This window comes from Hymenobacter sp. M1-2 (assembly GCF_057808495.1).
Genome location: NZ_JBTYZO010000013.1, coordinates 92,430 through 106,373, shown reverse-complemented (window position 1 = coordinate 106,373; position 13,944 = coordinate 92,430). Strand labels below are relative to the sequence as shown.

The window sequence follows — 13,944 nt, the reverse complement described above, 5'->3', positions numbered from 1 at the left end:
CACTTTTTCACCTCTTTCCCTTTACTGTCATGAACTACTATCTGCTGGTGTACGGTGTGTACTTGCCCGTCACGGTGCTGCTCACGGTGTGGGTGGCGCGCACGCTCTTCACAAACGGTCGCACGTTCCTCGTCGACATCTTCCACGGCAATGAGGCCCTGGCCGACTCGGTGAATAAGCTGCTGCTCACAGGCTTTTACCTTATTAATATCGGCTACGCTACTCTCACGCTCCGCAGCACCGACGACATTGCCAGCTACCAGCAAAGTGTGGAAACCCTTAGCATCAAAATCGGGACTATCATCTTGATTCTGGGGGGCATGCACTTCTTCAACCTATACGTCTTTTACAAGCTTCGCAACCGAGCGCAAGAGTACAACCAGACGTTAAATTTTGTAATGGATAAATCCGATAAATAACCTGTTTCCAACGCCCTGCTGGTGCCGACGAGCGTACGGCCAACATCAGCGGGGCGTTGGGGGAGTTGGGCGGGGGATTCGGGGGATTGAACGAAGTGAACTTTCCGGGCAGCACCTTGTTGAAACGCAATCTGCTACCTTGCAGCCCCCAAGAATCGTAAGAAGTAATTTTCACCGTCACAAAACCCCTTCCGTCATGGGACATAAAACCATCGAGATTACCGATGCTAACTTCGAAGAAATCATCAACTCCGATAAACCAGTGCTCGTGGACTTCTGGGCCGAGTGGTGCGGCCCCTGCCGCATGGTGGGTCCGGTAGTGGAGGAGTTGGCTGGCGAATACGAAGGCAAAGCCGTGATTGGCAAAGTTGACGTGGACTCTAACCCGCAGACTTCCGCCAAATTCGGCATCCGCAGCATCCCGACGCTGCTCGTGTTCAAGAATGGCCAAGTGGTAGACAAGCAAGTAGGTGCCGTGCCGAAACACGTACTGGCCCAGAAGCTTGACGCCCAGGTAACCGTAGCCTAGGTAGGCCACCGCAAGGCCAATAAGCAGAATACGTTCTTTCAATTAAGAACTCAAAAAGCCCCGTCCTCTGTCGAGAGCGGGGCTTTTTGGGTCATAGTCTTACTAACGCCGACGCCGAGTCTGAGCGTCATGCTTTTGGCGATAAAGCACCTTGTCGGCTTGGCGCTCTTCTCGGCGTATGCCTTGGCGTTCCGCTGAGGTTACTACCCCATCGGCGTGAGCGGCTTGGCGAGCTTGCCGGGCATCAGCCTGCTGAGCCTGAGCACGGGCGGCTTCGGCGCGGGTAAGTTGGCCGGAGCGCACTCCTTGCCGAATCCGGGCTTGGTCGTGGCGCGGAGTAGTTTGGGCGAAAGCACCCACGGTAGCCAACAGGCTAAGTGCCGTAGCACAGACGAAAGCAGAGATTTTCATGAGGGAGAAGGATTATGAAGCGTTGGTATGCCGCTTGGAGTCTTCCCATCTCCTGAAGTTTAATAGGGAGCTTAATACATTTCTTCCGGGCGGGCGGCGCGGGCTTCGGTGGGGCGCACCTGCGGGGGCCGTACGCCACTAAAAAGTGAGAAGCTCGGCGAGAAATGAATTGGTACCGTGAACGTCATGGCCGTCGGGACGTTGTACTCGCGGCCCGGCTGGAAAGATGGCAAACTCGCTACTACGCGCCGGGCCTCTTGATCAGCCTCTGGGCACAGGCCTTGTACCACGTACACTTGCCCCACTCGGCCTTCCTCGTCTACGGTGTAGCTCACGTACACTTTGCCCGTAATGCCTTTGCGCCGAGTGTTGCGCGGGTATACCGTGTTGCGAGCTACGTAGCTGAGAAATGCTGCCTCGCCACCTGGAAATTGTGGAAGTTCCCGTTTTTGCAGCTTGCCCGCGTACGCTGAACCATCTTCATTGAAAAATGCCAATGCAGGGCCCTTCTCCCGGCTCGGCAACTCAATGGCACTTAGTTGGCCGGTGTTGTAGAAGTAGCGCCATTCGCCCACGGGTCGGCCCGCGGCGTAGCTGCCTTTCGAGCGTTTCTGGCCGTTGCGGTGGACGCTTATCCAGGCACCCGTGCGCTGGCCATCTGTATACTCACCCCGCAAGCTCACTTTTCCATCCTCGTACCAGGCAATGTACAGGCCCTCGGCTTCGTCGTTGCGATAATGCACTTGCGCTGCTTTGGCGCCGCTCGGGTGGTACCACATAACCAAGCCGTTACGTATTACTGGCTCGATGGAAGAAAGAGTACCGCGCAACAACAAAGTTCCGGTCAGGGAATACTCGCGCATGGCGTACGTACCCAAGAGTTCATTCTTCCGATCAACGATGCGGTAATGAGTAGCACTATCGGGTATGGTAGCTTCGTCCCGGCTATTGAGGTACACAGCAGGCATACTTTGTGCGGCTGCTGGGCGTGAAGTGGCCAGCAACAAAGCGCAAAATATAATAAGGTAGGCTTTCATGCGGAGAGTGCAACACGGATGAGTGCAGGAAATATAGCACCTACGTAACTGTTAGCCAAGATCTTCAGTAATTATTCATAAAAATGTGAATGGTTTCCTATTGCATCAGATACCAATGGTCGGCCCATTACTCGGTGCAATGCTGAGCTTCTCAAGCAAATTGCTTGCTAAAGGCAAAGGCCGCCTCTGCAGGGACAGAAGTGGCCTTCACCTATACGTTACTGAGAGGTCTAGAGCAGCTGAATTGGGCGGCTCAGCGTTTCTTCCAGGGAAATAAGGGTTTCCGTCCGTTCAATACCTTCAATGAGCTGCATTTTGTCGTGCAGTACATCACGCAGGTGCTGCGTATCGCGGCATACTAGGCGGGCGAAAATTCCGTAGGCACCGGTAGTGAAATGAATACTAACCACTTCGGGAATGCCGCGTAGCTGCTCGGCCACGCTGGCGTACACGGAGCTTTTGAGCAGATAGATGCCCAAAAAGGCATTCACGCCGTACCCCAACTTTTGGTAGTCGATTTGGAGGGTAGCACCTTTTACAATGCCTAGCTCTTCCAGTCGAGCCATTCGCACGTGCACAGTGCCCCCCGAAACGTGCACCTTGCGGGCAATCTCCGTGTAGGGTGTCTTGGCATCCTGAATCAGCAGATCCAGAATCTTCCGATCGGTGTCGTCAAGTTCGTAATTCTTAGCCATTTTGAAGCTCTTGAGCTACCTATATTAAAATTGCAGCAGGTGTTTTTCAGAAATATTGTAAAATTTTAGCTAAATGCATGCTAAAATTTTACGTTCCAAGCCAAACTTCTACATTTGTCATAATCCCACGTGAACGACGAGGGTTACTTTGTAGAGTGATGAAACTGGCAGACATACCCTCCTCTCTCGAGGGTGGTGATTCGGGAAAAACTGGTCCGGCGGCCGGCTAACTGCACCGTGGAGGTTCGAATCCTTCTTCTACAGCTTACTGGGTTGGTCATGTGAGGAGGAAAAAACCGGGGCGTATCTGGGTGGGTGCGTTCCTTTGCAAGAGGCGGCATCTGGGTGGGTGCCGCCTTTTTTGTGCCCGATTGACGCGCAATATTGACTGTCAGAACTTGGCTAAAATGCTCCGTATCCCCTATGCGGCTGCAAAGGTCGGAAAATCTGACGGGCGAGCCTACCTGTATTTCAAAAAAGCCGCTGATTTGAGATAATATTCACAAATCAGCGGCTTCGGCTTGTGCACTTTCAAAAAGATCAACGATAAATCTGCACTTGGCTTTGGCCATCGGCTTTGATAACGCCGCGGTACATGCCTTCAGAATTGAACGGCATAGCTACGTTGCCTTGTCTATCCACGGCAATGAGGCCACCGTCGCCGCCTAGCTTGCCTACTTTATCAATAGTAGCTTGGGCTGCCTTCTCTACTGGTTGCTGTTGAAATTCCACGCGAGCCGCTACGTCGCGCGCTACCGTGGCTCGAATGAAATACTCGCCCCATCCGGTGCAGGAGACAGCACAAGACTGGTTATCGGCGTACGTGCCACAGCCGATGATGGGGGCATCACCAACCCGGCCGTAACGCTTATTGGTCATGCCGCCGGTGCTGGTGGCGGCGGCTAAATTGCCAAACTGGTCCAAGGCCACAGCACCTACTGTACCGTACTTCTTACCTTCAGTGAAGATGTTCTCCTCATCCGTGGCTGGCTGCACCGCACTAGTTGGCTTGCCGGCTTTCGACTTCCGTTTGGGTTTGACGGGAGCTGCTGGGGTAGCGGCTTTGGTGGGGGCGTTCAATTGGTCGGGGGTGCCAGCTGCTCGATCTTCAGACAAGGCTTTTTGCAGCTGCTCGTGGCGCGCCTCCGTGTAGAAATAAGAGGGCTCTACGATAACCAGGCCTTTCTCCCGGGCAAACTGCTCAGCTCCTGCCCCGGTCATCATCACATGTTCCGACTTTTCCATCACAGCCCGGGCGGCCGTGATGGGGTTACGCACCACCGTAACTCCTGCTACGGCACCAGCCGCCAAGTTTTGGCCATTCATGATAGCTGCATCCATCTCATTCCGACCATCGTGAGTGAACACTGCTCCCTTGCCAGCATTGAAAAGCGGAGAATCTTCCATTACCCGTACGGCCGCCTCCACAGCATCGAGGGAAGTGCCACCTCGTTTGAGAATGGCGTATCCGGCCTGTAATGCTTGGTTTAGGGCCTCGTTGTAAGCCTTTTCCTTCTCGGGGGTCATGTTCGCCCGCGTGATAGTGCCGGCCCCACCATGAATAACAAGTGTGATGCGTTTAGGATCGGGGGCTGTAGCAGCGGTTTGGGCTTTGGTGGTAGTGGCACCCCAAAGCAGCGCTACGAGTAGAACAAGCTTCTTCATAGTTCGGTACAAAGCGTGGGAAACAATACAACCCGCCATCGGGCTAAGCCAATGCGCGGGTTGTGCAAAGTAAACAACCTAGAACTAGCGGCGGACAGCCACAGTATTTTGCTGCCGAAAACGAGCCAGCCCGCTGTCCAGAAACTTTACGAACGAGGTTACATCCGGCTCGTAGGCAATGGGCGTAGCAAGAACATGCTGCAAGTCGGCGGGGGCATTGGGGTCGAGGAGCACGTAGTACGGCTGGGCGTTTACATTGAAGCCGGAAAGCTGTAAATCGGCGTTTTTCTTGCCTAGCGTAGTTTTTTTCTTGTTATCGTAGCTCGACACGTAATGCTCGTTTTTTGGTAGTTCGGATTTGTCGTCCACGTACAACGCCACCACTACAAAATCTTCGCGCAGCCGCCGAAGCACTTGGGGATCTTTCCAAACAGTGGCTTCCATCTTGCGGCAGTTGACGCAGGCGTGGCCCGTAAAATCGATAAACAGCGGCTTGCCCAGGGCGCGGGCACAACGTTGCGCTTGAGCCAAGTCGAAGTAGCCAGGCAGGCCGTGGGGCAATTCCAGAAATTCGCCGTGGCGCGGCGTCTCACACTCGGCGTTGTTGGGCACCGATGCCACTGTGGTGGCGAGCAGGCCTGAGTTGCCGCCGAGCGTGAAGTCGCGGCTGCTTTGGGGCGGCAGGTAGCCGGCCAATAACGGCAGCGGTGCGCCAAATAAGCCTGGAACCAAGTAAGTCATGAAGCTGAACGCCAACACGGCCATTAGCAGCCGGCCCACGCTCAAATGTGGCAGGTCAGAATCGTGGGAAAGTTTGAACCGGCCCAGCAGATAAATTCCTAGCAACCCCGAAAGCGCAATCCACAGCACCAAGTAGATGTCGCGCGGGAGCAGGTTCCAGTGGTAAGCCAGATCGGCCATGCTTAGGAACTTAAGGGCCAGCATCAGCTCCACGAAGCCCAGCGTCACCTTCACCGTATTCAGCCAACCACCGGAGCGGGGCAGGCTTTTCAACCAGGCCGGAAAAATAGCAAACAGCGTGAAGGGCAGCGCGAAAGCCAGCGAAAACCCGAACATGCCAATAACCGGGGTAAGGCGCTGCCCCTGGGTGGCCATCGTGAGGATGGTAGCTACAATGGGGCCGGTGCAGGAAAAAGATACGACCACCAGCGTAAGAGCCATGAAAAACACGCCGCCCCAGCCTCCCTTATCGGCCTGTGCGTCAATCTTGTTCACCATGCCGTGGGGCAGCGTAATCTCAAACAGCCCAAGAAACGATAGCCCAAACACTACGAAGACAGCGAAGAAAATCAGGTTGGGCAGCCAGTGCGTGCTGATAAGGTTGAGCCCATCGGCCCCCAGCAGAACCGTCACTAACAGCCCCACCACTACATAAATAAAGATGATGGACAGGCCGTAGACGGTGGCTTTGAGGATGCCGCGCTGCCGCGTGTCGGAGCCGCTCGTGAAAAACGAAACGGTCATGGGAATCAGCGGGAACACGCAGGGGGTGATGAGCGCGCCAAGCCCAAACAAAAAGGCCCCGAAGGCAAACGCCCAGAGATCTTCTTTGCCGGGGTCCACGATGCCATTATCTGGCGTACCGCCGCTGGCTGCCGCCACTGAATTAGTAGCCGGCATCTTATCTGTAGCCGTTATTTTTCCGGGAGTTGCCTGAGGCGGGATAGTACCTGCTTGTGCCGGGCTGTCGGTAGCCGCGACGCCAGTGGCAACCGTAGCGGGTGCTGCGGGAGTGAGGGCGGCGCCGTCGGGAGATTGGAGTTTAGAGGCTTTGCCAGGCGCAGCTGGGGTAGCCGATGCGGCGCTGCCTGTCACGTCGATGGGGCCAAAGCTCAGCGCCTCCTCGCCGGGAATGCAGCGGCCGTCCACATCGGTGCAGCTTTGATACTCTACGCCAGCCTTAATGGTGAGGGGGCCAGGCTGCAACAACCGAATGCGCTGCTTTATTTGCCCGGTTTTCTCGAAATAAGCGACCTCACCATTGAACACATCATCGTGAACGTGCTTTGAGCCGATAGATTTCGGCTTGCCCACTAGCTCGTAGGCAGAGCTTTTGGTGAAGTTGAAGGTAAACGTCACTGGTCCCAGGTCGGGGTCGAAATCGGTGGCGTAGAGGTGCCACTTATCGTCGATGCGGGCATTCACGATCAGGTCAACCTCCTCCCCTACCTTGACGGCCGGCTTGCTTAGCGCCACACTCAGCTTGGTGGGCGTCAGAATCTGGGCAGCCGCCCCGAGTGCCGTGAGCAACACGAGCAGCAGGGGCAGAACTAGAATTTTGCGGATTAACATCAGCGAGAAAGAAACAACTGCAATAGCGGACCCAACAAAGGTCGGCAGAAAGGCTAACAGCGAGATGAGTTTGCTAGTTTTTGGTGGCGCTCTTTTTTGCATCTGGTTTCCGGGGCACAACTCCACTGGAACCGCTTGGGCGGAATCTCGTACTTTTGTAACAGAAAGGCGACTGGGCCGCGTGAGCCCGAGTTGCCGCACCTATGGGTTTAAAAATATTATTTACTGTTCTGCTCGTGGTGGCGAACGGTTTTTTCGTGGCGGCTGAATTTGCGTTCGTCAAAGTCCGTCTATCGCAGATAGAGCTGAAGGCCCAGAGTGGCAACCGGATTGCCCGGCTAGTGCAGAACATGCTGCTCGATCTGAACTACTATTTATCGGCTACGCAGCTCGGTATTACGCTGGCCTCACTGGCGCTCGGCTGGATTGGCGAGAGCGTGGTGGCGGAAATAGTGCTGGCCGTTATTCACCGGTTTGGTATTACGCTCTCGGCCAACACTGTACACCAGATTGCGCTAGCAACTTCGTTTTCTCTCATCACGATCATGCACATCGTGTTGGGCGAACAGGCCCCGAAAGTACTGGCCATTCAAAAGCCGGAAAGCACGAGCATGGCCATTGCCATACCGCTTCGAGCCTTCGCGTTCATTACGTTTCCCTTCATCTGGCTCCTTGATAAGCTGTCGAATCTCGTGCTCCGCATATTTGGGGTTGGTTCTACGCACGGGGCCGAGGTGCATACCACGGAAGAACTGCGCCTGCTGCTCGACCAGAGCAAGCAGAGTGGCGAAATTCACGAGTCAGAGCACGAGTTGCTGGAAAACGTGTTCGAGTTCAACGACCGGATGGTGAAGCAGATCATGGTGCCGCGCACCAAGCTTTCAGCCATTGATCTGAATACGCCCCAGGACGGAATTCTGGAAATGGTGTACAACGAAGGCTATTCACGAATTCCGGTGTACGAGGGCAACATCGACAATATTGTGGGGGTGCTCTACGTGAAGGACTTGCTGCAAATCATTCGTCGCAACGAGGCTATCGAGTTGCCGAAAATTATGCGCCCGGCTTACTTCGTGCCGGAAACCAAGAAAATAAATCGCCTGCTGCGCCAGTTTCAGCGCAAGCACATGCACATGGCCATCGTTAGCGACGAATTCGGTGGCGTGTCGGGCATCGTTACCATTGAAGATATTATCGAGGAGTTGGTCGGTGAAATCCAGGACGAGTATGACAACGAAGTACCAGTGGTAGAGAAGATTTCGAGCACTGAGTTTCGCGTCAACACTTCCACCTCCATCTCCGACGCCAACGAATACTTGCCGTATTCGCTGCCTGAAGGCGACGACTACGAAACCGTTGGCGGCCTGCTCAACGTCATCTATGGCAACATTCCAGAAGTCGGCGACGTGGCCGTGCTCGACAATTACGAGTTTCGGGTTCTAAAACGCTCCCGCCGCACGGTAGAGCTAGTGCAGTTGCGCGTCACAACGGAGGAGGAGCGGGAGGAAGAAGCTGAAGACGCGTTGAATTTGTAGGTGAAGCGAGAACTGAAGTGTTGACATAAAAACGCATTTTTACGCCTTCATACTTCTCTACACTTCGTGAAGGCTTCTAAAATGCGCCGGTTCATTAACTGGCTAATTGATTCTGTTGGAGTATTGATGGTACTGGCAATCCTGCTCCGGCTGGTAACTGGCCCGGATACCTCGCAACTAACTTTGCGTCTATTAGCGCTAGCTGCGTTGTTTGCCTATTATATCTTAATGGAGTATTTTTTTCAGCGCACTTTGGGCAAAATGCTAACCAAAACCATGGTTGTTGATGAGGGGGATGAGGCACCAGATATATTATCTATACTACTGCGTACTGTATGCCGCTTCCTGCCGTTAGAGCCCCTCAGTTTGCTGATAAGCCGTCAGCATATGGCATGGCACGACAAGCTTTCAGGTACAAAAGTGGTTTTTGTAAATTATTAATTCTAGTTTCGGCTATCATTTCTTCCTTTTTTCACTTTTAATATGAACCGAGCTAGACACTTTTTGCTAATTGGCCTTGCCGCTCTGACTCTCTCCAGCTGTGCTACTGTATTTGGAGGTCCTGTCACCGCATATCAAAAAACCAAACCCGCCGATGGGCAGCCGCAGCGTGATGTTCGGGTGGGAGCGTTGATTGCCGATATTTTGCTTTTCTGGCCCGGTACCATTGTTGACTTCGCTACTGGCGCAATCTATAAGCCACAACCAGCCGCTGCAGCACCTGCCGCTACCCCTGCAAAATAGTAATTCCGTTTCCTTCAACACTGAAAGCTAAACGAGCCTGTACTATATGCAGGCTCGTTTTTGTGTCGATTAATGGGATTTGTTACTTCAACCAACTAGCATACAGCACATAATTGTCAGCGGTGCGCAGCATGTTGGCGTGCTGCTCCTCACTTACGGGCTTGATGCGGCGGGCGGGTACACCGGCATAAAGGAAACCAGGCTCACACTGCGTGTTTTCTAGTATCACGGCCCCAGCCGCAATAATGCAGCCCGCTCCTACCACAGCGTGGTCCATCACGATGGCGCCCATCCCAATGAGCACGTCATCTTCCACGGTACATCCGTGCACGATGGCCTTGTGCCCAATGCTAACACGCGAGCCGATAGTAGTAGCAGCCTTCTGGTACGTGCAGTGCAAAACGGCGCCATCCTGAATGTTGGTTTTGTCGCCGATGCGAATGCTATTTACGTCGCCGCGAATCACGGTATTGAACCACACGGTACACTCCCGGCCCAGCGTCACGTCGCCTACGATGGTGGCGTTGTCGGCTAGAAAACAGTCGGGGCCGAATTGGGGCAGCTTGCCCTGAACGGGCAGAATGAGTGCAGGCATATTACGGAATGGTGGAACGAAGCGTCGGCTGCGCGCTCAGTTGGCTATTGAAAAGAGGAAGTTCCGGGTGACGCCCAGTGACAAAGTGAAGGAAACTACTGGAGCATCCGCTTCCAGGTGCCTTTCTCCCAGTTATACTTGAGCGTGCTCGGCAGCGCCTGCCAAAAGTACTTGCTGGTTTCTACGGCAAAGCTAGGCTGCATGTAGCAATTGATGGTGCAGCCTTCGCACTGAGGCAGGCGGCCTTCTAGGGCGGCGAGTTGCTGCACTTCTGCTGAGTTGTACAGGTCGAATAACTGGCTATTGATGGGAAACTTCTTCTCGCCAAGATGATAGCATGGCAGCACCAACTCATTACTAGGCGAAATGACGAGCGTGGTACTGGCGGCCCGGCAAACTGGTGCGGCCACGTGGTTGCCACCGTCGCGGCGGAGCTGAATGAAGGCGTCATTGAGGTACACGCCCCGGCGCTTGCCAAATGCCGACACATAATCTAGCTCCTCGCGGGTCAGTTGCTCGCCAGTTTCCACGCTGTTGTACTCGAAGGCTGGGTTAAGAATTAGCACTAAGCCGTTGGGCTGCGCGATGTCGCGGTATACAGCTTCGAGGTCGGACAGGTTCTCGCGGAAGACGGTAAACAGAATGTCCGGCCGCTCCCCTAGCTCGCGCGCCACCCGGATGCTTTCCAGCACGAAATCGTAGCAAGCTACGCCCCGGCCTTTGTCGTGCACTTCTTTTTCCGAAGCATCGAGCGAGAAGTGCAGCATATCCACCTTGCCCCGCAGCTTCTCGGCGTATTTGGGATAGAGCAGGCAATTAGTGGTGAGCGTCGTGATGAAGCCCATATTGTGCGCCAGCCCTACAAACTCGTGAATCTGCCGGTGCAGCAGCGGCTCGCCACCGGTAAAGTCCACTACCGATACACCGAGCTTCTTCAGGTCACGTAAGTTGCGCTCTACGTCCGCTAGCTGGATGTAAGGTGATGGTTTCTCCCAGATATCGCAGAACGAGCAACGCGCATTACACCGGTACGTGACGTAGTAATTGCACAACACCGGATGACGAACTAAGCGCATTGAGGTTATGGGTTGTTGGTATGCTACCGCAAGTACGTTCTTTTCATGGCTAGTCTTACCACTTACGCCCTCAACAAAACCAACAGCCTCAATGCGGGAGGGTGCCCCAGGCTTTGTCCCACTTAGTGGGAGTGGCGGCTAGGGCTTCCTGGGTAGCGGGGCCGTAATGTTCCAGATAGTAGTTGCAGAAGCCTTTCAACGGGCAGCGGGCACAGTCCGGCTTCGTGAACAAACATACGCGCTGGCCGTGCCAATAATTATGTTTGTGAAAATTGAACAGCACCAGCGGATCCTTGGGCAGTTGTTCCAGGAGCACTTGGTGAGCTTTGTCGGCGGAGGCTTTGGGGCCTATCATTCCCACGCGTTGCGCAATACGGTGTACGTGCGTATCGATGGGCAATACTGGCTTGCGGAAGTTGAAGAGCAGCACCAACGAAGCCGTTTTCAGACCAATGCCCGGCATATCAGTCAGCCATTTCAAACCCTGCTCCACGGGCCATTCTTCCAAGAAATCGAGGGCGTACTCGCCCCGTTCGGCCAAAATACGGCGCAGCACTTCCTGGATGCGCGGCGCCTGCGTATCGGGCCAGCGGGTGGTACGGATGGCGTGGGCTAGTTCGGTCGTAGGTGCGGCCAGCACGCCGGCCCAGTCGCCAAAAGCTTCCAGCATACGGTCGTAGGCCAGTTCTTCGTCGGCGTGCGTAGTGCGGTGCGAGAGAATAGTGGAAATCAGCTCCCGCATAGGCGAGCGGCGCGGCTGCTCCAACGACAGTGGGTCGTAGAATTCGTTTAGAATAAGATGGTCTTGCCAGCTCTTCTCAGCCGGCGGCGAATCATAGGTGGCGGTAGTAAGTAGCATACCAGGGTGTACCGCTCGGCTTGGCTCTGGGTTGCACTAGCCGCTTTCAATCCCGGTCCAGCGCACTTGCCTGCGCCCACCGCAGGTCGCAGAAAATGAAAAACCGGCGGCACCAAAAGGCACCACCGGTTTCAATTATGTGATGATTCAGCGTGAAGCTTAGATGGTGCCTTTTTCAGCAGCTTTCTTCAGCTTCTCGTTAGCGAAGATGGCTACTTCCACACGACGGTTGGCAGTACGGCCGGCTTCGGTCGAGTTGTCGGCAACGGGCTGGCGCGAGCCGTAACCATTCACCGTGAAGCGCGAAGCATCTACCCCTTGCTGCTGAGCGTAGTTGGCTACAGCCTGAGCGCGGCGCTGCGAGAGCGGCTCGTTGATGGCGTCGGTACCAGTATTATCGGTGTGGCCTTCTACGATAACGTTGGTGTCGCCGTACTTGATGAGGGTCTTAGCCAGGTCTTGGATGTTGGCTTGCGCGGCCGAGGTCAGCGAAGAAGAGTTCTTGGCAAACAACAGGCCCGAGTCGAAGGTAATTTTGATGCCTTCCCCTACGCGCTCCACTTTAGCGCCAGCCATTTCTTTCTTCAATTCAGCCGCTTGCTTGTCCATACGGCGGCCAATTAGAGCACCGCCCGCGCCACCTACGGCAGCACCAATGATGGCACCTTTGGCCGTGCCCGACTTACCACCAATTACGCGGCCGAGAATAGCGCCACCGGCAGCACCACCCAAACCACCAATTACAGCACCCTTGGCAGTTTTGCTCCAAGGCTTCTTAGTGGTAGTTGTGGTGCCCTCATCCTGGGCTTGCAGAGTACCCGTGCCAAGCAACAGCATGGCCATCATCAGGGCGAAAAATGAACGGAGGTTTTTCATGAGTGAAAAAGTTTAAGGAGTTTCGGAGTTGGTAAAAAAAGAACAGTTTGGGCTAACACTACACCGGCCTTACAATTATTTATAAGAGCGGTGACCAGTCTGTGATAAGGTAATTTGCAACCACCTTGCCAAAAACGGTACAAGCTGCCGAAAATTATTGAAAATCGAGCTTATTTCATTTCAAATGCATTTTTTCAGCATCTCACGTTTTATAAAAAACCTTGATGCGCTGCATTTTATCTGGATACTGACCTAAGAAAAAACTTTCTCGCACCAAAGGTTCCGTGCCTTGGCAATCGTTGAGCTTGCTCTAAATTACGCACAAAAAAAGACCGCACTGTCCGTACGGTCTTTTTTCTAAGATCAAGAAGGATTACAGGCGACCAGCCTCGGCAGCTTTCTTCATTCTCTCGTTGGCGTAAATGGCAATTTCTACCCGACGGTTAGCTTGCTTGCCTTCCGCGGTGGTGTTATCGGCGACAGGCTGCGCCGAGCCGTAACCCTGGCTCGTTACGCGCGAGGCGTCCACGCCTTGGGCAACCGTGTAGTCAGCCACGGCTTGCGCCCGGCGCTGCGAAAGCGGGTTGTTGATAGCGTCGGAGCCCGTATTGTCGGTGTGGCCTTCTATGAGGACGTTGGTGTCGGGGTACTTCTGCAGAACCGCCGCCATCTTCTGGATTTCCGACTGCGAAGCGGCACGTAAGGTGGCGCTATTGACGTCGAAGAGAATGCCCGAGTCGAAGGTGATTTTGATGCCTTCCCCTACGCGTTCTACCTTGGCGTTCTGCATATCGCGCTGCAGATCTTCGGCTTGCTTGTCCATTTTGCGGCCGATGAGCGCACCACCCGTGCCACCCACGGCAGCACCAATGATGGCGCCGGCAGCGGTACCATTTTTACCACCAATTACGCGGCCGAGCACCCCACCTACCACGGCGCCACCGCCAGCACCGATCAGGCCGCCCTTCGCGGTTTTGCTCATACCGGTTTTGCGGGGGCCGGTACCATTAGTATCAGGCGCGTCCGGAATGTTGGGGTTGCGGGTTTGTGAAGTGGCGCACGAGCCAAGGAGCAGCGTCAGCGCCATGAAAAAAGAGAGAAACGACTTAGGAGTTTTCATTGGGATGTACTTAGGGAATGAGAGATTCCAGTTGGGGTTTGGTCGTGCTTTACTGCTGTTACCCGTAAAA

The 13,944-nt window shown here is 54.5% G+C and carries 14 protein-coding genes; 4 read left to right on the top strand and 10 right to left on the bottom strand.

From position 1 onward, the window contains the following. Window positions 1–29 precede the first annotated feature (29 nt). Window positions 30–419 carry a hypothetical protein gene (locus tag ACYSMN_RS14035; protein WP_488924524.1) on the top strand — a complete coding sequence of 130 codons (390 nt, stop codon included), beginning with the start codon at window positions 30–32 and terminating at the stop codon, window positions 417–419. 196 nt (window positions 420–615) lie between these two features. After that, the gene (gene trxA / locus ACYSMN_RS14030; protein ID WP_488924523.1) at window positions 616–948 is read left to right on the top strand and encodes a thioredoxin; all 333 of its coding nucleotides are present in this window, start codon (window positions 616–618) and stop codon (window positions 946–948) included. A gap of 102 nt (window positions 949–1,050) precedes the next feature. Here trxA and ACYSMN_RS14025 read toward each other — a convergent pair whose 3' ends face one another. From ACYSMN_RS14025 to ACYSMN_RS14005, 5 genes are all read right to left on the bottom strand, one after another. Continuing rightward, the gene (locus tag ACYSMN_RS14025) at window positions 1,051–1,359 is read right to left on the bottom strand and encodes a hypothetical protein (RefSeq protein ID WP_488924522.1); all 309 of its coding nucleotides are present in this window, start codon (window positions 1,357–1,359) and stop codon (window positions 1,051–1,053) included. Between the two features lie 71 nt (window positions 1,360–1,430). Beyond that, window positions 1,431–2,327, bottom strand: coding sequence for a TonB family protein (locus ACYSMN_RS14020; RefSeq protein WP_488924521.1), 897 nt, complete (start codon window positions 2,325–2,327; stop codon window positions 1,431–1,433). 299 nt (window positions 2,328–2,626) lie between these two features. Beyond that, window positions 2,627–3,091: an Lrp/AsnC ligand binding domain-containing protein gene (locus ACYSMN_RS14015; protein WP_488924520.1), complete on the bottom strand. Its 465-nt coding sequence runs from the start codon at window positions 3,089–3,091 to the stop codon at window positions 2,627–2,629. Window positions 3,092–3,631: 540 nt separating this feature from the next. Further along, a complete protein-coding gene (locus ACYSMN_RS14010; RefSeq protein ID WP_488924519.1) occupies window positions 3,632–4,756 on the bottom strand; it encodes an isoaspartyl peptidase/L-asparaginase family protein in 1,125 nt (374 codons plus the stop codon). 84 nt (window positions 4,757–4,840) lie between these two features. Next, the gene (locus ACYSMN_RS14005) at window positions 4,841–7,069 is read right to left on the bottom strand and encodes a protein-disulfide reductase DsbD family protein (protein ID WP_488924518.1); all 2,229 of its coding nucleotides are present in this window, start codon (window positions 7,067–7,069) and stop codon (window positions 4,841–4,843) included. Between the two features lie 203 nt (window positions 7,070–7,272). Here ACYSMN_RS14005 and ACYSMN_RS14000 point away from each other — a divergent pair, with 203 nt between their 5' ends. Together ACYSMN_RS14000 and ACYSMN_RS13995 are read left to right on the top strand one after the other, a co-directional pair. After that, window positions 7,273–8,604: a hemolysin family protein gene (locus ACYSMN_RS14000; protein ID WP_488924517.1), complete on the top strand. Its 1,332-nt coding sequence runs from the start codon at window positions 7,273–7,275 to the stop codon at window positions 8,602–8,604. A 66-nt stretch (window positions 8,605–8,670) separates the two neighbouring features. Continuing rightward, window positions 8,671–9,045, top strand: coding sequence for an RDD family protein (locus tag ACYSMN_RS13995; RefSeq protein WP_488924516.1), 375 nt, complete (start codon window positions 8,671–8,673; stop codon window positions 9,043–9,045). Between the two features lie 385 nt (window positions 9,046–9,430). Here the strand turns inward: ACYSMN_RS13995 and ACYSMN_RS13990 are convergent, their stop codons facing one another. The 5 genes from ACYSMN_RS13990 to ACYSMN_RS13970 form a co-directional block, all read right to left on the bottom strand. After that, window positions 9,431–9,943, bottom strand: a complete 513-nt coding sequence (locus ACYSMN_RS13990) for a gamma carbonic anhydrase family protein (protein ID WP_488924515.1) — start codon at window positions 9,941–9,943, stop codon at window positions 9,431–9,433. A 95-nt stretch (window positions 9,944–10,038) separates the two neighbouring features. Next, entirely contained in the window at window positions 10,039–11,019 is a 981-nt protein-coding gene (locus ACYSMN_RS13985; RefSeq protein ID WP_488924514.1) for a radical SAM protein, read from the bottom strand. 88 nt (window positions 11,020–11,107) lie between these two features. Further along, a complete protein-coding gene (locus ACYSMN_RS13980) occupies window positions 11,108–11,878 on the bottom strand; it encodes an endonuclease III domain-containing protein (protein WP_488924513.1) in 771 nt (256 codons plus the stop codon). Window positions 11,879–12,037: 159 nt separating this feature from the next. Continuing rightward, on the bottom strand, window positions 12,038–12,754 hold the full coding sequence (locus ACYSMN_RS13975) for a YiaD family glycine zipper/OmpA-like lipoprotein (RefSeq protein WP_488924512.1): 717 nt from the start codon (window positions 12,752–12,754) through the stop codon (window positions 12,038–12,040). A gap of 373 nt (window positions 12,755–13,127) precedes the next feature. Further along, the gene (locus ACYSMN_RS13970) at window positions 13,128–13,874 is read right to left on the bottom strand and encodes a YiaD family glycine zipper/OmpA-like lipoprotein (protein ID WP_488924511.1); all 747 of its coding nucleotides are present in this window, start codon (window positions 13,872–13,874) and stop codon (window positions 13,128–13,130) included. Window positions 13,875–13,944: the final 70 nt, after the last annotated feature.